17 protein-coding genes are annotated in these 23,904 nt (G+C 65.3%); 11 read left to right on the top strand and 6 right to left on the bottom strand.

What is annotated here, in order from left to right; all coding sequences use genetic code 11:
• Positions 1-61: 61 nt before the first annotated feature.
• The 6 genes from fdhA to JZZ72_RS21525 all read left to right on the top strand — a co-directional run bounded on the left by fdhA (position 62) and on the right by JZZ72_RS21525 (position 6,929).
• Positions 62-1,261 (top strand): formaldehyde dehydrogenase, glutathione-independent, encoded by a 1,200-nt coding sequence (fdhA, locus tag JZZ72_RS21500; RefSeq protein ID WP_043863640.1) that lies wholly within the window; start codon positions 62-64, stop codon positions 1,259-1,261.
• A gap of 195 nt (positions 1,262-1,456) precedes the next feature.
• Positions 1,457-3,811: a glucose/quinate/shikimate family membrane-bound PQQ-dependent dehydrogenase gene (locus JZZ72_RS21505; RefSeq protein WP_210015117.1), complete on the top strand. Its 2,355-nt coding sequence runs from the start codon at positions 1,457-1,459 to the stop codon at positions 3,809-3,811.
• Between the two features lie 173 nt (positions 3,812-3,984).
• Positions 3,985-4,551 (top strand): DUF2780 domain-containing protein, encoded by a 567-nt coding sequence (locus JZZ72_RS21510; protein ID WP_043863642.1) that lies wholly within the window; start codon positions 3,985-3,987, stop codon positions 4,549-4,551.
• Positions 4,552-4,622: 71 nt separating this feature from the next.
• Positions 4,623-5,051, top strand: a complete 429-nt coding sequence (locus JZZ72_RS21515; protein ID WP_043863643.1) for a DUF350 domain-containing protein — start codon at positions 4,623-4,625, stop codon at positions 5,049-5,051.
• 15 nt (positions 5,052-5,066) lie between these two features.
• Positions 5,067-5,762 (top strand): DUF1190 domain-containing protein, encoded by a 696-nt coding sequence (locus JZZ72_RS21520; protein WP_210015118.1) that lies wholly within the window; start codon positions 5,067-5,069, stop codon positions 5,760-5,762.
• Positions 5,763-5,771: 9 nt separating this feature from the next.
• Positions 5,772-6,929, top strand: coding sequence for a glutathionylspermidine synthase family protein (locus tag JZZ72_RS21525; RefSeq protein ID WP_043863645.1), 1,158 nt, complete (start codon positions 5,772-5,774; stop codon positions 6,927-6,929).
• Here the strand turns inward: JZZ72_RS21525 and JZZ72_RS21530 are convergent.
• Complete coding sequence (locus JZZ72_RS21530) at positions 6,926-7,816, bottom strand: acyltransferase (RefSeq protein WP_043863646.1); 891 nt, start codon at positions 7,814-7,816, stop codon at positions 6,926-6,928. The two genes, JZZ72_RS21525 and JZZ72_RS21530, sit on opposite strands and share 4 nt — an antisense overlap.
• Positions 7,817-7,996: 180 nt before the next feature.
• Here JZZ72_RS21530 and rloA2 point away from each other — a divergent pair, with 180 nt between their 5' ends.
• The 4 genes from rloA2 to creD all read left to right on the top strand — a co-directional run bounded on the left by rloA2 (position 7,997) and on the right by creD (position 12,181).
• A complete protein-coding gene (rloA2, locus tag JZZ72_RS21535) occupies positions 7,997-8,497 on the top strand; it encodes a retropepsin-like aspartic peptidase RloA2 (protein ID WP_043863647.1) in 501 nt (166 codons plus the stop codon).
• 141 nt (positions 8,498-8,638) lie between these two features.
• A complete protein-coding gene (gene creB / locus JZZ72_RS21540; RefSeq protein WP_043863648.1) occupies positions 8,639-9,319 on the top strand; it encodes a two-component system response regulator CreB in 681 nt (226 codons plus the stop codon).
• Entirely contained in the window at positions 9,319-10,752 is a 1,434-nt protein-coding gene (gene creC, locus JZZ72_RS21545) for a two-component system sensor histidine kinase CreC (RefSeq protein ID WP_043863649.1), read from the top strand. The genes creB and creC overlap by 1 nt, the downstream gene beginning before the upstream one ends.
• Positions 10,753-10,846: 94 nt before the next feature.
• Positions 10,847-12,181 (top strand): cell envelope integrity protein CreD, encoded by a 1,335-nt coding sequence (gene creD, locus JZZ72_RS21550; RefSeq protein WP_043863650.1) that lies wholly within the window; start codon positions 10,847-10,849, stop codon positions 12,179-12,181.
• Between the two features lie 179 nt (positions 12,182-12,360).
• Here creD and JZZ72_RS21555 read toward each other — a convergent pair whose 3' ends face one another.
• From JZZ72_RS21555 to aceE, 5 genes are all read right to left on the bottom strand, one after another.
• A complete protein-coding gene (locus JZZ72_RS21555; RefSeq protein ID WP_210015119.1) occupies positions 12,361-12,993 on the bottom strand; it encodes a glutathione S-transferase in 633 nt (210 codons plus the stop codon).
• 9 nt (positions 12,994-13,002) lie between these two features.
• Positions 13,003-13,668 carry a peptide-methionine (S)-S-oxide reductase MsrA gene (gene msrA / locus JZZ72_RS21560; protein ID WP_043863652.1) on the bottom strand — a complete coding sequence of 222 codons (666 nt, stop codon included), beginning with the start codon at positions 13,666-13,668 and terminating at the stop codon, positions 13,003-13,005.
• Between the two features lie 69 nt (positions 13,669-13,737).
• On the bottom strand, positions 13,738-16,431 hold the full coding sequence (locus JZZ72_RS21565) for a sensor domain-containing phosphodiesterase (protein WP_043863653.1): 2,694 nt from the start codon (positions 16,429-16,431) through the stop codon (positions 13,738-13,740).
• Positions 16,432-16,748: 317 nt separating this feature from the next.
• Complete coding sequence (gene aceF / locus JZZ72_RS21570; RefSeq protein ID WP_058541811.1) at positions 16,749-18,386, bottom strand: dihydrolipoyllysine-residue acetyltransferase; 1,638 nt, start codon at positions 18,384-18,386, stop codon at positions 16,749-16,751.
• Positions 18,387-18,399: 13 nt separating this feature from the next.
• A complete protein-coding gene (aceE, locus tag JZZ72_RS21575; protein WP_043863655.1) occupies positions 18,400-21,045 on the bottom strand; it encodes a pyruvate dehydrogenase (acetyl-transferring), homodimeric type in 2,646 nt (881 codons plus the stop codon).
• 383 nt (positions 21,046-21,428) lie between these two features.
• On the opposite strand from aceE, the gene glnE reads away from it, so the two are divergent.
• On the top strand, positions 21,429-23,904 hold a 2,476-nt coding region (gene glnE, locus JZZ72_RS21580), incomplete at its 3' end, for a bifunctional [glutamate--ammonia ligase]-adenylyl-L-tyrosine phosphorylase/[glutamate--ammonia-ligase] adenylyltransferase (RefSeq protein WP_210015120.1).

The following is a 23,904-nucleotide window of genomic DNA, read 5'->3' on the forward strand; positions in this document are numbered from 1 at the left end:
AGGCCCGAAAGACGGACAGAACATTCAGCGCGACATAACAACAATCGAGCGAGGTGAAAGCATGTCTGGCAATCGTGGTGTGGTGTACCTGGGCGCAGGCAAGGTCGAGGTGCAAACAATCCCCTATCCCAAAATGCAGGACCCACGTGGGCGCAAGATCGAACACGGCGTGATCCTGCGGGTGGTCTCCACCAATATCTGCGGCTCCGACCAGCACATGGTGCGCGGTCGTACCACCGCCCAGACCGGCCTGGTGCTGGGGCACGAAATCACCGGCGAGGTCATCGAGAAAGGCCGTGACGTCGAGAACCTGCAACTGGGCGACCTGGTCTCGGTGCCGTTCAACGTGGCCTGCGGGCGCTGCCGCTCGTGCAAGGAACAACACACCGGCGTGTGCCTGAGCGTCAACCCGGCCCGCGCCGGCGGCGCCTACGGCTATGTCGACATGGGCGACTGGACCGGCGGGCAGGCCGAATATGTGCTGGTGCCCTACGCCGACTTCAACCTGCTCAAGCTGCCCGACCGCGACAAGGCCATGGAGAAGATCCGCGACCTGACCTGCCTCTCCGACATCCTGCCCACCGGCTACCACGGTGCGGTCACCGCAGGTGTCGGCCCCGGCAGCACGGTGTACGTGGCCGGTGCCGGCCCGGTCGGCCTGGCCGCTGCCGCCTCGGCGCGGCTGCTGGGCGCGGCGGTGGTGATCATCGGTGATGTGAACCCGGTACGTCTGGCCCATGCCAAGGCCCAGGGCTTCGAGGTCGCCGACCTGTCCCAGGACACCCCGCTGCACGAACAGATCGCCAACCTGCTGGGCGAGCCGGAGGTGGACTGCGCGGTCGATGCGGTGGGCTTCGAGGCCCGTGGCCACGGGCATGCCGGGGCCCAGCACGAGGCGCCGGCCACGGTGCTCAACTCGCTGATGGGGGTGGTGCGGGTCGCCGGCAAGATCGGCATCCCCGGCCTGTACGTGACCGAAGACCCGGGCGCGGTGGATGCCGCAGCCAAGATGGGCAGCCTGAGCATCCGTTTCGGCCTGGGCTGGGCCAAGTCCCACAGCTTCCACACCGGGCAGACCCCGGTGATGAAGTACAACCGCGCCCTGATGCAGGCCATCATGTGGGACCGCATCAACATCGCCGAGGTGGTCGGCGTGCAGGTCATCAGCCTGGATCAGGCGCCCGAGGGCTACGGCGAGTTCGATGCCGGCGTGCCGAAGAAATTCGTGATCGACCCGCACACGCTGTTCAGCGCAGCGTAAGACCAATGTCTACCCGGTTTCAGGCCCCTGAAGCCGGGCTGACAGACAAATTGTCGCAGTAGCCCGCAATTTTTTGTTACCCTTAAACGTACTAACTGGTTAACAAGCAAGCTACCTAAATGCGCCGACTATGCTCGGGATTGGGTCGGCCAACTGTTGACGGTGGTTTTTCACTACGTTTAGGACGGTAATCACATGAACGAACAGGCAGGTGCTCCGGGCACCGCAAAGTGGCTGCTGGGAGGTCTGGGCATCCTGATCGCCCTGATCGGCCTGGTGCTGGCAGGGGGCGGTGCGTACCTGAGCAGCCTCGGTGGTAGCTGGTACTTCCTTCTGATGGGCCTGGCGATGCTGGTCAGCGGTGTGCTGATCGCGCGGCGCAAGCCGTTGGGCGCCTGGCTGTACGCGGTGGCCCTGGTACTCACCGCGATCTGGGCGGTGTGGGATGCCGGCCTGGACTTCTGGCCGCTGGTCTCGCGGGTACTGACCTTTGCCGTGATCGGCCTGGTCATCGCGCTGGTGTTCCCGAGCCTGCAACGCGCCGACGGTCGTGCGGCCGGGCGTGGCGCGTTCGCGGTGGCCGGTGTGCTGGCCGTTGGCGTGGTCGCCACCCTGGGCTACATGTTCGTGCCCACCCACGTGGTCACCGCCAGCAGCGAGCCTGCGGTGCAGCCGGTCAAGCCGGGCACCGAGCAGAAGGACTGGGCGCACTGGGGCAACACCACCGCCGGCAACCGCTTTGCCGCGCTGGACCAGATCAACAAGGGCAACGTCGACAAGCTGCAGGTGGCCTGGACCTTCCATACCGGTGACGTGCCACAAAGCACCGGCGCCGGTGCCGAAGACCAGAACACGCCGCTGCAGATCGGCGACACCCTGTATTCCTGCACCGCCTACGGCAAGGTCTTCGCCCTGGACGTGGACACCGGCAAGCAGCGCTGGATGTTCGACCCCAAGGGCAGCGCGCCGAACTGGCAGCGTTGCCGTGGCCTGGGCTACTCCGAAACCCCGCTGGCCGCCGACTCCGGCCCGCAGGCCTGCGCCAAGCGCCTGTTCCTGCCCACCGGCGATGCCCGCCTGATCGCGATCAACGCTGAAAACGGCGAAGCATGTGCCGACTTTGGCGATAACGGCGTGGTCGATCTGAGCGTCGACATGGGCGAGATCAAGCCGGGCTATTACCAGCAGACCTCCACCCCGCTGGTGGCCGGCGATGTGGTGATCGTCGGTGGCCGCGTGGCCGACAACTTCTCCACCGGCGAACCGCCGGGCGTGGTGCGTGCCTATGACGTGCGTACCGGCGAGCTGGCCTGGGCCTGGGACCCGGGCAACCCGAACATCACCAAGCGTCCGCCCGAAGGCCAGACCTACACCCGTGGCACGCCCAACGTGTGGTCGGCGATGTCCTATGACGCCAAGCTGGGCCTGGTGTACCTGCCGACCGGCAACGCCACCCCGGACTTCTTCGCCGGTACCCGTACCGAACTGGACGACAAGTACAGCTCCTCGATCGTGGCGCTGGACGTGAAGAACGGCCAGGTGCGCTGGCACTTCCAGACCACCCACCACGACCTGTGGGACTTCGACCTGCCGGCCCAGCCGCTGCTGTACGACATCCCGGATGACAAGGGTGGCGTGCAACCGGCGCTGGCCCAGGTGACCAAGCAGGGCGAGATCTTCGTGATCAACCGTGAAACCGGCGTGCCGATTGCCAAGGTTGAAGAGAAGCCGGTGCCCCAGGGCAACGTGCCGGGCGAGCGTTATTCGCCGACCCAGCCGTTCTCGGTAGAGATGCCGTCGATCGGCAACCAGACCCTGAAAGAGTCGGACATGTGGGGCGCGACCCCGTTCGACCAACTGCTGTGCCGCATCTCGTTCAAGGGCATGCGCCACGAGGGTGTGTACACCCCGCCAGGGCTGGACCCGGCGTTGCAGTTCCCCGGGTCGCTGGGTGGCATGAACTGGGGTAGCGTGTCGGTCGACCCGACCAGCAACTACATGTTCGTCAACGACATGCGTCTGGGCCTGGCCAACTACATGATCCCGCGTGCAGACATTCCCAAAGGTGCCAGCGGCATCGAGATGGGTGTGGTGCCGCAGGACGGTACGCCGTATGGCGCGATGCGCCAGCGCTTCCTGTCCGCGGCCGGTATTCCGTGCCAGAGGCCGCCGTTCGGCACCATGTCGGCCATCGACCTGAAGACCAGAAAACTGATGTGGCAGGTGCCGGTCGGTACCGTGCAGGACACCGGGCCGCTGGGCATCCGCATGCACCTGCCGATCCCGATCGGCATGCCGACCCTGGGCGCTTCGCTGTCGACCCAGTCGGGCCTGCTGTTCTTTGCCGGCACCCAGGACTTCTACCTGCGTGCGTTCGACTCGGGCAACGGCAACGAGATCTGGAAGGCGCGTCTGCCGGTGGGCAGCCAGTCGGGGCCGATGACCTACGTGTCGCCCAAGACCGGCAAGCAATACATCCTGATCAGTGCTGGCGGTGCGCGTCAGTCGCCGGATCGGGGTGATTACGTGATTGCGTACGCCTTGCCCTAGGGCGGGTTGCCATTCTGTTGCAGGAGCCAGCCTTGCTGGCGAAAGCGGCCACCGCGTACCCCTGGATATCGCGGTGCTGCTTTCGCCGGCAAGGCCGGCTCCTACAGGCGATGACGGCGGAACATTCGCCGCAGATACGGGTCGAAACCTCGCTTTCCTACGAGGTCCGCCCCATGAAACGTTTCGCACTGCTCTCCCTGCTGGCACTCGCCACCACCTCGGCCCTGGCCTTCAATCTCAACGATGCCGCCAACGCCGTATCTGCCATGCAAGGCAACAAACAGCAGGACGCTGCCGTTCAAGCCCCGGCCCCCTCGGCCAACCTGCTCAATACCCTGGGCGACCAACTCGATATCACCCCCGAACAGGCCATCGGCGGCACCGGCGCGCTGCTGGGCCTGGCCAGGCATCAGCTCAGCAGCAGCGACTACTCGCAACTGAGCAAGGCCGTGCCCGGCCTTGACCTGCTGTCCGGCGACAATGCCCTGGGCGGCCTCAGCGGCCTGGGCGAGCTGCTCGGCAAGAGCGGCAATTCCTCGGCCCTGAGCAACGCACTGGGCAACGTCAAGGACACCGACGACCTGAACAACGCCTTCGGCGCCCTGGGCATGAACACCGGCATGATCGCCCAGTTCGCCCCGCTGATCCTGCAGTACCTGGGCCAGCAGGGCGTGGCCGGTTCGCTGCTGCAGAGCCTGGGCGGCATCTGGGGCACCCCGGCCGCCGTGCCTTCGGTGTAAGCCGGCGGTTTGCCGAGGCGGGGCGGTGTGGTATACGTCCCGCCCCGTTCAAGCAAGGAAGTGCGACCCCGATGTTCATGGATGCCCTGAAGATGTCCCTGCCGGCCGATGCCGTGCTGGGTTTTCTGTTCTACATGGCCGGCGCCGCCGTGCTGTTCGCACTCTATGCGTTCATCTATACCCGCCTGACCCCCTACAACGAATTTGCCCTGATCCGCGAAGGCAACAGCGCTGCCGCCATCGCCCTGGGCGGTGCGCTGCTGGGTTTCGCCATCCCCGTGTCCGGGGCCATCTCCCATTCGATCTCGCTGCTCGACTTCCTGCTGTGGTCGGTGATCGCCGGCGCCGTGCAGTTGCTCGCGTTCGTGGTGGTCAGCGTGGTGGTCAAGGGCATGGACGAGCGTATCCGCCGTCAGGAAAACGCGGCCGCCATCTTGCTGGCCGCCGTGGCCATCGGCATCGGCATGCTCAATGCCGCGTGCATGACCCCAGCGGCCTGACAGCGGAGCACAGCCATGAAACGCAGCACGAGCATTCGGCTGATTGCCCTGGGCAGCCTGCCGCTGGCGCTGGCCGCCTGTGACAGTGATCGCAGCGCCACCCGCGTGGTCAGCGAGGTCAAGCGTTACCAGGACGTCGACAGCTGCGCCCTGGCCGGGGTAAGCCGTTCGGTGTGCGACAACGCCTGGAACGTCGCCCGCCAGCACCACGATGCCAACGCCCCACGCTTCACCCGCCTGGAAGACTGCCTGGCCAGCTTCGAGCAGTGCGAGCCAGGTCAGGGCGCGAGCTTTCACATGCCGCGCATGCAAGGCTTCGCCCTGACCACCGAGCGCCAGGTGTATGACGACGGGCTGAACCAGACCTCCAGCACCACCTCGTCGGCCGCGTATGGCGGCGGCGGTGGCCGCTACGACTACGTCAATGTCGAGCCGCGCTACCTGTCGGAGGCGATCTACCACGAGCGTGAAGGGCGCGAAGGGTTCAGGGCCAGCTCGCTGACCGACCAGGTCAACAGCGGCAACCAGTATGCCGGGCTGGTCGAGGACCACACGCCGTCCAGCCGTTTCAACGGCGGGGCTGGTGCCGATGCCCATGCGTCGGTGCTGCCGGCGCGCTTCATGGCCTCGGCACGGCCCTGGACGGTGGGCAGCCACCCCGGCTTCGCGGCCCATGTACCAGGCCGTGGCGGCTTCGGTTTCGGTTCCTGAGGGCGGGCGATGAAACGTATTGCCTGCACCCCGCGCGCGGACTGGAAAGCCACCGCCGAACACTACGGCTTCAGGTTCCACACCTTCGGCGACGAGCCGTACTGGGACGAGTCGGCGTGCTACCAGTTCACCCTGCGCCAGATCGAGGACGACCTCGAAGAACCCACCCGCCAGTTGCACGAGCTGTGCATGGACCTGGTGGCGCGGGCAGTGGACAGCGAAGAGCTGCTCGACCGCTTGGCCATCCCGCGTGACTACCGCGACCTGATCCGCCGCTCATGGCGCGACGGGCACCCGCATTTCTACGGGCGCATGGACCTGAGCTACGACGGCCATGGCCCGGCCAAGCTGCTGGAAGCCAACTACGACACACCCACCTCGCTGTACGAGGCCGGCTTCTTCCAGTACCTGTGGCTTGAGCAGCAGATGCAGCGCGGTGTACTGCCGGCCGATGCCGACCAGTTCAACAGCCTTGAAGAGAAACTCGGCCAGGTGTTCGGCGCCAACACCTTTGCCACGCCGTTCTACTTTGCCTCGGTCAGGGACTCGCTGGAGGATCGTGGCACGGTGCAGTACCTGTGCGACATTGCCACCGCTGCCGGGCTCGATACACGCCTGATCGATGTGGAAGACATCGGCCTGAACCCGGCCGGGCGTTTCATCGACCGCAGTGGGGCGCCGATCCCCAGCCTGTTCAAGCTCTACCCGTGGGAAGACATGTTCCACGACCGCTACGGCCCGGCGATTGCCGGCAGCGGCACGCTGTTCGTCGAGCCGCCCTGGAAGGCGCTGCTGTCGAACAAGGGCATGCTGGCGCTGCTGTGGGAGCAGCACGAAGGGCACCCGAACCTGCTGCCCGCATTCATCGACGCCACGCCCGAACGGCCGCTGGCGCCGGGGTGGGTGCGCAAGCCGTTCTTCTCGCGGGAGGGGGCGAATGTGGAGATTCATACCCCTGACGGGCAGCGGGTGAAGGAGGAGGGGCCGTATGGCAGTGGCCCCCACGTGATCCAGCAGTTTCATGCCTTGCCACGGTTTGCCGGCAGCCACACGGTGATCGGCAGCTGGGTGGTTGGCGATCAGCCGGCAGGCATCGGCATTCGCGAGGACAACTCGCTGATCACCAAGGACAGCAGCCGCTTCGTGCCCCACGCGATCATCGGCTAGCGGCGCAGCTCCTGGCGCAGTTGCTCGATGCGCGCGTCCTTGTCGTGCCACAGCTGGTTGACCCAGTCCTGTACGCTGCGCCGGAATTGCGGGTCGTTCTCGTAGTCGCCGCGCCACAGGGCCGGGTCCAGTGCGCGTACCTGGATGTCCACGATCACCCGCGGCACTGCACCGCTGACCAGGTCCCAGAACCCCGGCGCGGTGTCGCCGGGGTACACCAGGGTCACGTCGAGCAGGGCGTCGAGCTGTTCGCCCAGCGCGGCGAGCACGAACGCCACGCCGCCGGCCTTGGGCTTGAGCAGGTGGCGGAACGGCGAGCCCTGGGCATCGCGCTTGGCCGGGGTGAAGCGGGTGCCTTCGAGGTAGTTGACCACGGTCACCGGCTGGCGCTTGAACAGCTCGCAGGCGGCCTTGGTGATCTCCAGGTCCTGGCCCTTTAGGTGCGGGTGGCGTTCGAGGAAGGCCTTGCTGTAGCGCTTCATGAACGGGTAGTCCAGCGCCCACCAGGCCAGGCCCAGGAACGGCACCCAGATCAGTTCCTTTTTCAGGAAGAACTTGAAGAACGGAATGCGCCGGTTGAACACCTGGATCAGCGCGGGAATATCCACCCAGCTCTGGTGGTTGCTGACCATCAGGTAGGAGGTGTCCAGGCGCAGGTCGGCGGCGCCGCGCACGTCCCAGCGGGTGGGGATGCACAGGGCGAAGATCAGCTTGTCGATCTCGGCCCAGGTCTCGGCGATCCACATCACCGCCCACGAGGCGTAGTCGCGGTAGCGGCCGGGCAGTACCAGCTTGAGCAGGGCGAAGACCAGCAACGGGCCGATCAGCACCAGGGTGTTGAGCAAGAGCAGCAGGGTCACAAGACTGCCGGTAAGCAGGCGGCGCATAAGAAAACTCTGATTTTCGGTTAGGCGGTCGGCCATGATAAGCAGGGATTCGGTTCAGGCCAAATTCTGGGCAGCCCACGGCGCGGACAAATGTTTCACATTGTGTTGAATACCCTGTGGCGACGAACCTATGCTGCTGCGGCAGTCTAAACACAGACTTTTCTCAAGGAAGCTGACCCGGTGAAATCCGTACTTGCACTGCTTTCCCTGCTGGCCTTGCCGGTGATGGCCGCCGAGCCGACCCTGTATGGCCGTTATGAATACATTGGCGTGGCGGACCTCGACCAGACGTTCAAGGCCAAGATGGACACCGGCGCGCTGACCGCGTCGCTGTCGGCCAAGGACATCGAGCGCTTCAAGCGCGATGGTGAGGACTGGGTGCGGTTCCGCCTGGCGACCAAGGATGCCGACGGCAAGGTGTATGAACACAAGGTGGCGCGCATCAGCAAGATCAAGAGCCGCGCCGATGAAGACGAGGACGGCGAAGCACCCGACCCGGCCAAGCGTCCGGTGGTGGAGCTGGAGTTGTGCCTGGGCGACGTCAAGCGCACGGTGGAGGTCAACCTGACCGACCGCAGCAGCTTCAACTACCCGCTGCTGATCGGGGCCAAGGCGCTGCGCGAGTTCGGCGCGGCGGTGAACCCGGCGCGCCGGTTTACGGCGGGCAAGCCTGAATGCTGAGTTGAATCCATCGCGGCTCAAGCCCGCTCCCACAAGGGCCGTCGTTCTCCCGTGGGAGCGGGCTTGACCCGCGACAGGGCCTTGTCAGTCGAGGGATAATCCCCTACAAGTGCACCCAAACCTGCCAGGCCTGCACCGCCCATGCCCCACATACTGATTGTCGAAGACGAAGCGGCCATCGCCGACACCCTAATCTTTGCCCTGCAAGGCGACGGTCACAGCACCGAATGGGTGACCCTGGGCAGCGCCGCGCTGGAACAGCAGCGTCAGCGCCCGGCTGACCTGATCATTCTCGATATCGGCCTGCCGGATATCAACGGCTTCGAAACCTGCCGCCAGCTGCGCCGCTTCAGCGAGGTGCCGGTGATGTTCCTCAGCGCCCGCGATGGGGAGATCGACCGCGTGGTGGGCCTGGAGATCGGTGCCGACGACTATGTGGTCAAACCCTTCAGCCCGCGTGAAGTGGCGGCGCGGGTACGCGCCATCCTCAAGCGCATGACCCCGCGCAGCGAACCCGAGGCCCCCGAGACGCCCTTCAGCATCGACTCCCAGCGCCTGCAGATCAGCTATCGCGGTCAATCGCTCACCCTCACCCGGCACGAATTTCGCCTGCTGCAATGCCTGCTCGAACAACCCGAACGGGTGTTCAGCCGCGAGCAACTGCTGGATGCCACCGGCGTGCCGGCCGAGGCCGGCTACGAGCGCAACGTCGACAGCCACATCAAGAGCCTGCGCGCCAAGCTGCGCACCGTGCAGGCCGACGCCGAACCTATCCAGACCCACCGCGGCCTGGGCTACAGCTACAGCCCCGGGCACAGCTGATGCGCCTGGGCATCCGCATCTTCCTGGTGTACTTCCTGTTCGTCGGGCTGACCGGCTACTTCATCCTCAACACCGTGCGTGAACAGGTGCGCCCGGGTGTGCGCCAGTCCACCGAGGAAACCCTGGTGGACACCGCCAACCTGCTGGCCGAGATTCTGCGCGACGAGGTCAAGGCCGGCACCCTCGGCCAGGGCCGGCTGCCCGAGCTGCTCAAGGCTTACGGCAAGCGCCAGCCCAGGGCCGATATCTGGGGCCTGGCCAAGAACGAGGTCAACCACCGCATCTACGTCACCGACGCCAACGGCAAGGTGTTGCTCGACTCCAGCGGCGAAGCACTGGGCCAGGACTACTCGCGCTGGAACGACGTGTACCTGACCCTGCGCGGCGAGTATGGCGCCCGCTCCACCCGCAGCGATCCGGACGACCCGGAATCGTCGGTGATGCACGTGGCGGCGCCGATCATCGATGCCGGCAAGATCATCGGCGTGGTCACCGTGGCCAAGCCGAACAAGTCGTTGCAGCCGTACATCGATCGCTCCGAGCGGCGCCTGTTCAACCTGGGGCTTGGCCTGATCGTGCTGGGCCTGCTGGTGGGCGCCGGGCTGTCGTGGTGGCTGGCGCGCTCGCTACGTCGGCTGACGCGCTATGCACAGGCGGTCAGCGAGGGTGAACGCGTGGCCTTGCCGCATTACCGCGGCGGCGAGCTGGCGCAACTGGCCGGTGCGGTGGAGCGCATGCGCACGCAGCTGGAGGGCAGGGCGTATGTGGAGCGCTACGTGCATACCCTGACCCACGAGCTGAAAAGCCCGCTGGCGGCGATTCGCGGGGCCAGCGAGCTGCTGCAGGGGCCGATGAGCGACGAGCAGCGCCAACGCTTTGCCAGCAATATCGAAAGCGAGAGCGCGCGCATGCAGCAGTTGATCGAGCGGCTGCTGGACCTGGCCCAGGTCGAGCAGCGCCAGGGCCTGGAAGACCAGCAGCAGGTGCCACTGGCGGCGCTGGTGGACGAGGTGCTGCTGGCCCAGAGCGCGCGCATCGAAAGCGCCGGCCTGCAGGTGCGCCAGCGGGTACCGGCCAGCGTGCGGCTGCTGTGCGAGCCGTTTCTGCTGCGCCAGGCCATCGGCAACCTGCTGGAGAACGCCCTGGACTTCACCCCGCCGGGCGGCCTGCTGGTGGTCGACCTGGAGACACGGGGCCCACGGCTGGCGCTGAGCCTGTACAACCAGGGGGCGGCGATACCTGACTATGCCCTGGGCCGGCTCAGCGAGCGCTTCTACTCGCTGCCGCGCCCGGGCACGGGGCGCAAGAGCACAGGCCTTGGGCTGAACTTCGTCGAGGAAGTGATGCAGCTGCATGGCGGCTCGCTGGAGGTGGCCAACGTCGAGGACGGCGTGCGGGTGCGCCTTTGGCTGCCCAACGAGCGGCTGGGCTGAGCTCCACGCACTCTCCACATAACTCCACACAAGCGCCCAACCCGCTCCATGCACGGCGGGCAGACTGGCTCCATCGAAACCGGAGCCATTGCCCATGAACCGAACCCTGAGCATCAAACTGGGCGCCATCGCCTTTCTGATCGTGTTGCTGCTGATACCCCTGCTGATGATCGGCGGCCTGATCCAGGACCGCCAGCAGCAGCGCGACAGTGTGGTCGAGGACATCGCCCAGAGCTCCAGCTACAGCCAGCAGATCAGCGGGCCGCTGCTGGTGGTGCCGTACCGCAAGATCCAGCGCACCTGGAAAACCGTGGATGGCAGCACCCAGCAGCAGACCAGCACGGTGGCCGGGCATCTGTACTTTCTGCCCGAAACCCTGGAGGTCGACGCCAAGGTCGACACCGAGCTGCGTTCGCGGGGCATCTACCAGGCGCGCCTGTTCCACGCCGACAACCGCATCAGCGGGCAATTCAAGGTGCCAGCGCAGTGGGGCATCACCGAAGACTTCGACGATTACCGCTTCGACCCGGCGTTTCTGGCCGTGGGCATCAGCGATATCCGCGGTATCGAGAAGAGCCTGGAACTGAACGTGAATGGCCAGTCGCTGGCCTTCGCCGCGGGCACGGGGCTGGGCTGGCTGGGCGGCGGTGTGCACGTGACGCTGCCAGACCTCGACGGCCGCGCCGAGACCCGCCTGGACTACGCCTTCGACCTGAGCCTGCAGGGCACCGGGCGCCTGCATGTGCTGCCGGTAGGGCGCAGCACCACGGTGAACATGGCGGCGAACTGGCCGCATCCAAGCTTCATCGGCAACTACCTGCCCATCAGCCGCGAGATTGACGCCCACGGCTTCAGCGCGCGCTGGCAGACCTCGTTCTTCTCCACCAACCTGGAGGATGCGCTGACCCAGTGCGTGGTCAACAACGCCTGCGACGACTTTCACGGGCGCAGTTTCGGCGTGAGCTTCGTCGACCCGGTGGACCAGTACCTCAAGAGCGAGCGGGCGATCAAGTATGCGCTGCTGTTCATTGCGCTGACCTTTGCCGGGTTCTTCCTGTTCGAGATTCTCAAGAACCTCAGCGTGCACCCGATCCAGTACGCGCTGGTGGGTGTGGCCCTGGCGTTCTTCTACCTGCTGTTGCTGTCGTTGTCGGAGCATCTGGGGTTCGGGTTGGCATATGCGCTGTCGGCAGGCGGCTGCGTGCTGCTGATCGGCTTCTACCTGTGCCACGTGCTGCGCAGCCTGGCGCGCGGGCTGGGGTTTGCGGCGGGCTTGCTGGTGCTGTACGCGATGCTCTACGGGCTGCTGGGCGCCGAGGACTACGCGCTGCTGATGGGCTCGTTGCTGCTGTTCGGCCTGCTTGGGGTGTTCATGGTGCTGACGCGCCGCCTGGACTGGTATCAGGTTGGGCAGGGGATCTTGAAATGAGCGGGTTGAGAGAGGAACGCACGCTGGGGGCTGTGATGGTGGGGGAAATCAGGTTGATCTGGGCTGCCGAGATCAGCGTCGACTTCTTCGCGGGTCAAGCCCGCTCCCACAGGTCCGGTACAAGCCTCAAGGGCAGCAGCAGATCTGTGGGGGTGAGCTTGACCCGTGATGAGGCCCGATCAGGCCACAGAAGGGGCGGTCTTTAGCATCGATTCGCGCTGACTCACCTCGGCATACCAGGCTGCCAGGTTCGGCTGGCGCTCGCGCCAGCCAAGGTCCGGCAGGCGCAGGTCGATGTAGCCCAGCGCGCAGGCCACCCCGATTGCCGCCACGTCGAACACCGAGGCCAGTTCGGCCAGGTGCTCGTCTTCCAGGTGCGCCAGCGCGCGCCGGATCTTGTCCTGCTGGGCGTCGACCCACGGCGCCCAGCGCTTCTCTTCAGGGCGCAGGAAGGTCTCGTAGCGCGCCACCACCGCCGCGTCCATGATCGCATCGGCCAGCGACGCCAGGGTCAGGCGCCGCCAGCGCGCCGGGCCCTCGCGAGGGATCAGCGGGTTGCCCACATGCTGATGGTCGAGAAACTCGACGATCACGCGGCTGTCATGCAGCACCGTGCCGTCCTCCAGGCGCAACGCCGGGATCTTGCCCGCCGGGTTGCCCAGGTTCAGCTCGGCATCGGTCTTGATCGGGCTCAGGTCGACGGGATGCAGGGCTACCCGCTCGGCCTGCCCGGTTTCGTGCAGCAGCACGCGAACCTTGCGCACGAACGGCGAGGCGGCGGCATGGAACAGGGTCATGCTCGGTGTGCTCATGGCGTGGCCTCAGTTGCCTTGCAGGCTGGGTGGCAGGCACACGCCAGTGCCGCCGATGCCGCAGTAGCCATTCGGGTTCTTGGCCAGGTACTGCTGGTGATAGGCCTCGGCGAAGTACACGGTCGGTGCCTGGGCGATCTCGGTGGTGATCTGGCCGAAACCGGCCTTGTTCAGCTCGGCCTGGTAAGCCTGCCTGCTGGCCTCGGCCAGTTCCAGCTGTTCGGGGCTGGTGCAGTAGATGGCCGAACGGTACTGGGTGCCGACGTCGTTGCCCTGGCGCATGCCCTGGGTGGGGTTGTGCAGCTCCCAGAACATGGTCAGCAGGTCCTGGTAGCTGACCTTGGCCTTGTCGAACACCACCAGCACCACTTCGGTGTGGCCGGTCAGGCCCGAGCAGACTTCTTCGTAGGTGGGGTTGGGGGTGAAACCGCCGGCGTAGCCGACCACGGTGCTGACCACACCTTCACGCTGCCAGAAGCGCCGCTCGGCGCCCCAGAAGCAGCCCAGGCCGAAGATCGCGAAATCGACGTCTTCGAAGAACGGGCCCAGCAGCGGGGTGTCTTCGAACACGAAATGCTTCTCGGGCAGCGTCATCGGGGTCTCGCGACCCGGCAGCGCCTGTTCGGCGGCAGGCAGTACGTTTTTGTTCACCAGAATCTCCGAGCGCAGGACCATGGGCGGTTCCTCTTCAAGGCAGGATGTGTAGGGGGTAGACCCGTAGTGTGCCCGAGTGTTTCGCCGCTGTCAGGCGATTGGGCCACGCGGATAGCGCTTGAGTTTTTCGATCAGCTCGCTGCCGGGGATCGGCCGGTCGAACAGGTAGCCCTGGCCGACGTCGCAGCGGTGGCGGCGCAGGAACGCCAGCTGTTCGGCGGTCTCGATGCCTTCTGCCACCACCTTGAGCTTGAGGTTGTGAGCCATGGCCACCACTGCCGAGGTGATTTCCATATCGTCCTGGTTGTCCGGGATCTCGTGGATGAAGCTGCGGTCGATCTTGATGATGTCGATCGGGAATTTCTTCAGGTAGCTGAGCGAGGAGTAGCCGGTGCCGAAGTCGTCCATGGCCAGGGTCAGGCCCAGTTGCTTGAGCTCGTCGAGCTGGCGGTGGGTATCCTCGGTGGCTTCGAGCAGCAGGCCCTCGGTCAGTTCCAGTTCCAGCAGGTGTGGCGGCAGGGCTTCTTCCTTGAGGATGTTGGCGATCGAGCTGACCAGCTCCGGGTCGGAGAACTGCTTGGGCGACAGGTTGATCGCCACCTGCAGGTTGCCCATGCCCTCGGTGCTCAGCAGCTGGCTCATGCGGCAGGCCTGGCGCGCGATCCACTTGCCGATGGGGATGATCAGCCCGGTTTCCTCGGCCACGCTGATGAACTGGTCGGGGCGGATCATGCCCCGCTCCGGGTGGTTCCAGCGTAGCAGGGCCTCCAGGCCGAGCAGGCGACCGCTGCGCAGGCACAGCTTGGGCTGGTAGAACACGTCCAGTTCGTTCTGGGTCAGGGCGCGGCGCAGGTTGTTTTCCACGAACAGCTTGTAGCTGGCCTCGGCGTTGAGCGCCTCGGTGAACACCTGCACCTGGTGCTTGCCGTTGGCCTTGGCCTTGTGCAGGGCCAGGCCGGCGTTCTTCATCAGGGTCTGCGGGTCGCGCCCGTGCAGCGGCGCACACGCCAGGCCCACCGAGCCGGTCACGCTGATCAGCTGGTTGTCGACGAACATCGGCTTGTCGAGGGTGTTGAGCAACTGCTGGGCCACCTGCTGGCCGGCATCCAGGCTGCTGTCCTCCAGCAGCACGGCGAACTCGTTGCTGGCAAAGCGCGCCAGGCTGCCACCGGGGCTCAGGCTGTTGCGCAGGCGCCGGGCCAGGCTGATCAGCAGCTTGTCGCCGGTCTGATGCCCGAGGCTGTCGTTGATGCGCTTGAAGTTGTCGATGTCCACCAGCAGCAGGCAGATGGGGCTGTCGCTGTCGCGCTCGAAGCGCTCGTCGAGGCTGCGGATGAACGCCGGGCGGTTGCCCAGGCTGGTGAGGTTGTCGGTGTAGGCCAGGCGCTCGATGCGCTGCTGGGCCAGCTTGCTCTGGGTGATGTCTTCGTAGATGCCGATGTAGTGGGTCAACTCGCGGTTGTCGCCATACACCTTGGAGATCGACAGTTGCCCCCAGTAGGGCTCGAGGTTCTTGCGCCGGCTCTTGAATTCGCCCTGCCAGCTGTTGCCCATGGCCAGGCTCGACGGCGAGTCGAACAGCAGCTCGCTGAGGTTCTCCAGTGCGGTGAGCTCGGACAGGCGGTGGCCATGCACCTCTTCGGGTGTGTACTGGGTGATCTCGGTGAAGCTGGGGTTGACGTATTCCACCACGCCATCGCGGTTGACCAGCAGAAAGGCGTTGGCGCTTTGTTCCACCGCGCGCTGGAACAGGTGCAGGGCGCTGGTGGCGGTGCGCCGGTTGTGGTTGTTGATGACCTGGGCGAACTGGTCGGCCAGCTCGCCGGCAAAAGCGATTTCATCCGATTGCCAGGCCCGGGTCGAGCCGCTGTGTTCCAGGCAGAGCACGCCGACCACCTGGCCGTCGATGCGGATGCTGGCATCGAGCATGGCGTGGATACCGCGCTGGCGCAGGCTCTCGGAGATTTCGCGGGTGCGTGGGTCGCGCGCCGCGTTGTGCGCATCGATGGCGCGGCTGGTGTGCAGCGCCTCGAGGTAGTCGGGAAATCGCCCGGCATCGATCGCCTCGGGCAGGCGGTACTCCTGGGTGGCGCGGTAGAACGCCGAGATCGGTTCCAGTTGCTGGCCTTCCAGGTACCAGATGCTGGCGCAGTCGATGCTGTAGATTTCGCAGGCACTGCGGGTGATCAGCTCGGCGGCTTCCTGCAGCGAGTTGTCGGCGCTGTAGCGCTGGCGCGCCAGGCGCAGGATCAGGTCCTGCTGGGCGCGTACACGCTCCAGGTGCTCGAGCTGTTCCTGCTGCGCCTGCTGGTTGAGCTGCAGGGCGATCTGCAGGCGGTTGTTGCGGGTTTCGAGTTCTGCCGCCGAAAGGTCGGGTGTGTCGTTGGGCTGGGCATCGAGCACCAGCAGATAGCCGCGCAGCAACTGGCGGTTGTGCTGCCGGTAGGCTTCGCCCAGCTCCAGCATATTGAGCGGGCCCAGGCTGGTGTGCAGGGTATAACGCACCAGGTAGTACGGACGCTGCGCCAGTTGCAGCTCGATGGTGTCGTGCAGCTTGTAGCGTGCCTCGGGCTCCATCAGGCTGGCATAGGGCGAGCCGATCAGCGCACACAGGTCGACGGCCGCCTGGCCGAACTGACGCTCGCAGCCCGGGTCGAGGAACAGCATGGCCCAGCTGGCCTCATTCAGCCGCTCGAAACGCAGCATGCCGAGCCGCGAAGGCACCGGCAACTGCGTCACTACCTCGGCCACCGTACGGCTGGCGGCATCAGGTTGGCTTTTCATGGGAAGCTCGCTTCAAGAAGGCTGTTGGCGCGGGCTGGGCGAAGTGCTGCTACGCGTTTGAGCAAGGTTGCATCATGTGCTTGAGGCTGACAAGCAATAGAGTGGCCTGGCTTGATCTGTATCGGCTGACAGGTACAAATTCTTCAGTAATGCCGCGACGGATTGCGTCTGGCGGTGCCGCTCAAGGTGGGACGTTGAGCGGCATGGCATGAATCGCAGGCAAAAAAAGCCCCGCCAGATGGCGGGGTTGAGGTACGAGCGTGGCAGCTCGAAAACAGTGTCCGTGCTCCCCGGCAGGGGAGCACGGCGGGCAGCAGTTACAGCAGCATGGTGCGGATGTCGGTCAGCAGCTCGCCCAGGCGCTTGGTGAAGCGCGCGGCAGCGGCACCGTTGATCACGCGGTGATCGTACGACAGCGACAGCGGCAGCATCAGCTTGGGCTGGAACGCCTTGCCATCCCACACCGGCTGGATGGTGGCCTTGGACACACCCAGTATCGCCACTTCCGGCGCGTTGACGATCGGCGTGAAGCCGGTGCCGCCAATGTGACCGAGGCTGGAGATGGTGAAGCAGGCGCCCTGCATGTCGTCGGCAGAAAGCTTCTTGGTGCGGGCCTTTTCAGCCAGGGCCGCCGCTTCTGCAGCCAGCTGCAGCAGGCTCTTCTGGTCGACGTTCTTGATCACGGGGACCAGCAGGCCGTCTGGCGTATCCACGGCGAAACCGACGTTGACGTACTTCTTGCGAATGATCGCCTTGCCGCTAGGGGCCAGCGACGCGTTGAAGTCCGGCAGTTCCTTGAGCAGGTGCGCACAGGCCTTGAGCAGCAAGGGCAGCACGGTCAGCTTGACGCCGGCTTTCTCGGCCACGGCCTTCTGCGCAACGCGGAAGGCTTCCAGCTCGGTGATGTCGGCGCTGTCGAACTGGGTCACGTGCGGCACGTTCAGCCAGCTGCGGTGCAGGTTGGTGGCGCCAGCCTGCATCAGGCGGGTCATCGGCACTTCTTCGGTTTCACCGAAGCGGCTGAAGTCGACGGCCGGAATCGGCGGGATGCCCGCACCACCGGTCGCGCCGGCAGCCGGTGCTTCCTTGGCCTTCTGCATCATGGCCTTGACGTACACCTGCACGTCTTCCTTGAGCACGCGGCCGTGCGGGCCGCTGGCAGCCACGGCGCTCAGCTCGACGCCGAACTCGCGGGCCAGCTGACGCACGGCAGGGCCGGCGTGAACCTTGGCACCGCTTGGCGCTGGCGCAGCGGCCGGGGCCGGTGCGGCTTCGGCCTTGGCAGCCGGTGCGGCGGCAGGCGCAGCAGCCGGGGCCGCTTCAGCCTTGGCAGCCGGTGCAGCAGCGGCAGGCGCTGCTGGCGCGGCGGCGCCCTGGACCTTGAGCTTGAGGATGAAGTCGCCAGTGCCGACTTCGTCTTCGAGCTTGACGCCGATGCTTTCCACCACGCCGGCAGCCGGCGACGGGATTTCCATCGAGGCCTTGTCGGACTCCAGGGTAATCAGCGACTGGTCGGCTTCGACGCTGTCGCCGACCTTGACCAGCAGCTCGATGATCTTGGCCTTGCCCGACGAGCCGATGTCCGGCACGTGGATGTCCTGCACAGTGGCAGCCGCAGGTGCAGCGGCCGGTGCCGGGGCAGCCTCTGCAGCCGGGGCGGCAGCAGGCTTTTGTTCGGCGGCAGGCGCAGCGTCAGCCGGTGCCTCGGGCGCCGCAGCGGCGCCCTCGACTTCCAGTTCCAGCAGTTCGTCGCCTTCTTTCAGGCGGTCGCCCAGCTTGACCTTCAGGGCCTTGATCACACCGGCCTTGGGGGCCGGGATCTCCATGGAGGCCTTGTCCGACTCCAGGGTCAGCAGGCTCTGGTCGGCTTCGATACGGTCGCCGACTTTGACGAACAGCTCGATGATTTCACCTTCACCGCTGCCGATGTCAGGTACGCGAATGAGTTCGCTCACTTAAAAATACTCCTCAGCAGTCCAGTGGGTTGCGCTTGTCCGGGTCGATGCCGAACTTGGTGATGGCATCGGCCACGACCTTCGGTTCGATCTCGCCACGGTCAGCCAGGGCTTCCAGGGCAGCCAGCACCACGAAGTGACGGTCGACTTCGAAGAAGTGACGCAGCTTCTTGCGGCTGTCGCTGCGACCGAAGCCATCGGTACCCAGGACCTTGAATTCCTTGCTCGGTACCCACTGACGAATCTGCTCGGCGAACAGCTTCATGTAGTCGGTAGAGGCGATGACCGGGCCCTTGCGGCCGCCCAGGCACTCCTCGATGTAGGTCTGCTTGGGCTTCTGGCCAGGGTGCAGGCGGTTGCTGCGCTCCACGGCCAGGCCGTCGCGACGCAGTTCGTTGAAGCTGGTGACGCTCCACACGTCGGCACCGACGTTGAACTCTTCACGCAGGATCTTCGCCGCTTCACGCACTTCGCGCAGGATGGTGCCGGAGCCCATCAGCTGGACGTGGTGCGCTGCGTCCTTGGTATCTTCCTCGAGCAGGTACATGCCCTTGATGATGCCTTCCTCGACACCGGCCGGAATGGCAGGCTGCTGGTAGGACTCGTTCATCACGGTGATGTAGTAGAAGACGTCCTGTTGCTCTTCGGTCATCTTCTTCATGCCGTCCTGGATGATCACCGCCAGCTCGTAGCCGTAGGTCGGATCATAGGTGCGGCAGTTCGGGATGGTCGCGGCCAGCATGTGGCTGTGACCGTCTTCGTGCTGCAGGCCTTCACCGTTGAGGGTGGTACGCCCGGCAGTACCGCCGATCAGGAAGCCACGGGTGCGGCTGTCGCCAGCGGCCCATGCCAGGTCGCCGATACGCTGGAAACCGAACATCGAGTAGAAGATGTAGAACGGCAGCATCGGCTGGTTGTGGTTCGAGTACGAGGTACCGGCGGCGATGAACGACGACATGGCGCCGGCTTCGTTGATGCCTTCCTCGAGGATCTGGCCCTTCTTGTCCTCGCGGTAGAACATCACCTGGTCCTTGTCGACGGGCTCGTAGAGCTGACCGACGGACGAGTAGATGCCCAGCTGGCGGAACATGCCTTCCATACCGAAGGTACGCGCTTCGTCCGGGATGATCGGGACGATGCGCTGGCCGATTTCCTTGTCCTTGACCAGCTGCGCGAGGATGCGCACGAAGGCCATGGTGGTGGAGATTTCACGGTCGCCCGAGCCGTCCAGGATCGCCTTGAGGGTTTCCAGTGGCGGGGTCGGGATGCTGAAGCTCTTGGCCCGGCGCTGTGGCACGAAACCGCCCAGGGCAGAACGGCGCTCGCTCAGGTAACGGGCTTCGGCGCTGCCTTCTTCAGGCTTGAAGAACGGCAGGTTCTCCAGGTCTTCGTCCTTGACCGGGATGTCGAAACGATCGCGGAAGTGACGCAGGCTGTCGACGTCGACCTTCTTGGTGTTGTGCGCGGTGTTCTTGGCTTCGCCAGCACCGGTGCCGTAACCCTTGATGGTCTTGGCCAGGATGACCGTAGGCTGGTCCTTGTGGTTGACCGCCTGATGGTAGGCTGCATAGACCTTGTACGGGTCGTGGCCACCACGGTTGAGCTTCCAGATCTCGTCGTCGGACAGGTCGGCGACCATGGCCTTGAGTTCCGGGGTGTTGAAGAAGTGCTCACGGACGAACGCGCCGTCCTTGGCCTTGTAGTTCTGGTACTCGCCGTCGATGACTTCGTCCATGCGCCGCTGCAGGATGCCGTCGACGTCCTTGGCCAGCAGTGGGTCCCAGAAACGGCCCCAGACCACCTTGTTGACGTTCCAGCCACCACCACGGAACACGCCTTCGAGTTCCTGGATGATCTTGCCGTTGCCGCGAACCGGGCCGTCGAGGCGCTGCAGGTTGCAGTTGATGACGAAGATCAGGTTGTCCAGCTTCTCGCGGCCTGCCAGGGAGATCGCGCCCAGGGATTCCGGCTCGTCGCACTCGCCGTCGCCCATGAAGCACCAGATCTTCTGCTTGCCGGCAGGGATGTAGCCGCGGCTTTCCATGTACTTCATGAAACGTGCCTGGTAGATCGCCTGGATCGGGCCCAGACCCATCGACACGGTCGGGAACTGCCAGAAGTCAGGCATCAGCCACGGGTGCGGGTAGGACGACAGGCCTTGACCATCGACTTCCTGACGGAAGTTGTTCATCTGGTCTTCGCTGATGCGGCCTTCCATGAAGGCACGGGCGTAGACGCCCGGCGAGGCATGGCCCTGGAAGTAGATCAGGTCGCCGCCGTGCTCGTCGGTCGGGGCCTGGAAGAAGTAGTTGAAGCCGATGTCGTACAGCGTGGCGCTGGAGGCGAAGCTGGAGATGTGGCCGCCCAGGTCCGAGTCTTTCAGGTTGGTGCGCATTACCATGGCCAGCGCGTTCCAGCGGACCAACGAGCGAATGCGGCGTTCCATGAACAGGTCGCCAGGCATGCGTGCTTCGTGGGTGACGGGAATCGTGTTGCGGTATGGCGTGGTGATGGCATACGGCAGCTGGGAGCCACTACGGGTGGCCAGCTCGCCCATACGGGTCATCAGATAGTGAGCGCGGTCTTCGCCTTCTTTGTCGAGAACCGACTCCAGGGCGTCCAGCCATTCCTGGGTTTCGACGGGATCGAGGTCTTGCATGGCTTGCTCCAGGGCGGAAAGGCTTCCAGAATCGGTTGCCTGAGTTTGCGACTGGCCTTTTGGGCAGACGACATGAAATTCTTGGATTACCGGGCGTTGTACCGGCGGCGTGTAGTTTTACTACAAATCGATCCTCATTACATGCGTTGACAGTAAAAAAGCAGTAGTAAAACTACACGGATAAGGCTCGTGGCCCCTGTTCGGGTTGTGGGATAAAACGATACCGGTGGTTAAAAACTGGTCGGCATGCGGTTGTTTGCGATGATTTCTATCAAAGAATTACGTTTTTCAGCTATTTATGACCTTTGTACGACAGTCGAACCGTACGCCGAGTTCCCTTGCCCAAGTGCCACCAACCCTTTCACGCCGATCAAGGATAGACCATGAGCCTGCCCCTGCTGGCCGAACTGCCCGCTGCCCTGCAACCGCTGGTCAGCCGTAATGCCACCTCTTTGCGCAACGCCGTCGCGGCCGTCGACGGGTTGAGCCTGGACGACTGGAACGAGCAGCGCTGGACCGAGTTCGCCCGCGTGGCGGCGGCCAGCGATTTCGTGCTTGAACAGAGCGTGCGCGACCCGGCGATGCTGCTGGCCCTGGCCGCCAGCGGCGAGCTCGACCGCGCCTTCGCCGCCGGCGAGTTGTGTGCCCAGGTGGCCGGTGCGGCGCAGGCCGCCGGCAGCGAAGACGAACTGGCGCGCAACCTGCGCCGCCAGCGCACCCGCCAGCAGGTGCGCATCATCTGGCGCGACCTGACCCGCCAGGCCGACCTGGTGCAGACCTGCCGCGACCTGTCCGACCTGGCCGATGCCGCCATCGACCAGGCGTATCAATGGCTGTACCCGCGCCTGTGCGCGCAGTTCGGTACCCCTACCGGCAATCGCAGCGGCCTGCCCCAGCAGATGGTGGTGCTGGGCATGGGCAAGCTGGGGGCGGTGGAACTGAACCTGTCGTCGGACATCGACCTGATCTTCGCCTACCCCGAGGGCGGCGAAACCGTGGGCGTGAAGCGCCCGCTGGACAACCAGGAGTTCTTCACCCGTCTGGGCCAGCGCCTGATCAAGGCACTGGACCCGATCACCGTCGACGGCTTCGTGTTCCGCGTCGACATGCGCCTGCGCCCCTACGGCTCGTCCGGCGCGCTGGTGCTCAGCTTCAATGCACTGGAGCAGTACTACCAGGACCAGGGCCGCGACTGGGAACGCTACGCCATGATCAAGGCCCGCGTAGTGGCCGGCGACCAGCAGGCCGGCGCGCAGCTGCAGGACCTGCTGCGCCCGTTCGTGTACCGGCGCTACCTGGACTTCTCGGCGATCGAGGCGCTGCGCACCATGAAGCAGCTGATCCAGCAGGAGGTGCGGCGCAAGGGCATGGCCGAGAACATCAAGCTGGGCGCCGGTGGCATCCGCGAGGTGGAGTTCATCGCCCAGGCGTTCCAGCTGATCCACGGCGGGCGCGACCTGAGCCTGCAGCAGCGACCGTTGCTCAAGGTGCTGGCGACGCTCGAAGGCCAGGGCTACCTGCCGCCGGCGGTGGTGAGCGAGCTGCGCGAGGGCTATGAGTTCCTGCGTTATACCGAACACGCCATCCAGGCCATCGCCGACCGCCAGACCCAGATGCTGCCCGACGACGAACTGGACCGCGCACGTATCGCCTTCATGCTCGGTTTTGCCGACTGGGCGAGCTTCCACGCGCAACTGATGCACTGGCGCGGGCGCATCGACTGGCACTTCCGCCAGGTGATCGCCGACCCCGATGAAGAGGAAGGCGAAGAGGGCGAAGTGGTGGTCGGTGGCGAGTGGCTGCCGCTGTGGGAAGAAGCCCAGGACGAAGAGGCCGCCTGCCGTCAGTTGACCGACGCCGGCTTCGCCGATGCGGCCAGGGCGCTCAAGCAACTGGCCAGCCTGCGCGCCAGCCCGCAGTTGCGTGCCATGCAGCGCCTGGGCCGCGAACGCCTCGATGCCTTTATACCGCGCCTGCTGGCGCAGGCGGTGGAGCATGCCGACCCGGACCTGGTGCTCGAACGCGTGCTACCGCTGGTGGAGGCCGTGGCGCGGCGCTCGGCCTACCTGGTGCTGCTGACCGAAAACCCCGGTGCGTTGCGCCGCCTGCTGACCCTGTGCGCCGCCAGCCCGTGGATCGCCGAGCAGATCACGCGCTTCCCGCTGCTGCTCGATGAACTGCTCAACGAAGGCCGCCTGTTCAGCCCGCCCCAAGCACCGGAGCTGGCCGCCGAGCTGCGCGAGCGTCTCACGCGCATCCCCGAGGATGACCTTGAACAGCAGATGGAAGCGCTGCGTCACTTCAAGCTGGCCCACAGCCTGCGCGTGGCCGCCTCGGAAATCGCCGGCAACCTGCCGCTGATGAAGGTCAGCGACTACCTGACCTGGCTGGCCGAAGCCATTCTCAACCAGGTGCTGGCCCTGGCCTGGCGCCAGACCGTGGCGCGTCATGGCCAGCCAAGGCGCAGCGATGGCAGCCTGTGCGACCCCGGCTTCATCATCGTCGGCTACGGCAAGGTCGGCGGCATCGAGCTGGGCCACGGCTCGGACCTGGACCTGGTGTTCATCCACGACGGTGACCCCCAGGCCGAGACCGATGGCGCCAAGCCCATCGACAGTGCGCAGTTCTTCACCCGCCTGGGTCAGCGCATCATTCACCTGCTGACCACCCAGACCAACTCCGGCCAGCTGTATGACGTGGACATGCGCCTGCGCCCGTCCGGCGCTTCGGGTTTGCTGGTGAGTTCGCTGGGCGCCTTCGAGCGCTACCAGCGCAACGAGGCCTGGACCTGGGAACACCAGGCACTGGTGCGTGCGCGGGTGCTGGTGGGCTGCCCGCAGGTGGGGGCGGCCCACCAGC

The organism is Pseudomonas palmensis, assembly GCF_017848315.1.
Taxonomy (GTDB): Bacteria; Pseudomonadota; Gammaproteobacteria; order Pseudomonadales; family Pseudomonadaceae; genus Aquipseudomonas; species Aquipseudomonas palmensis.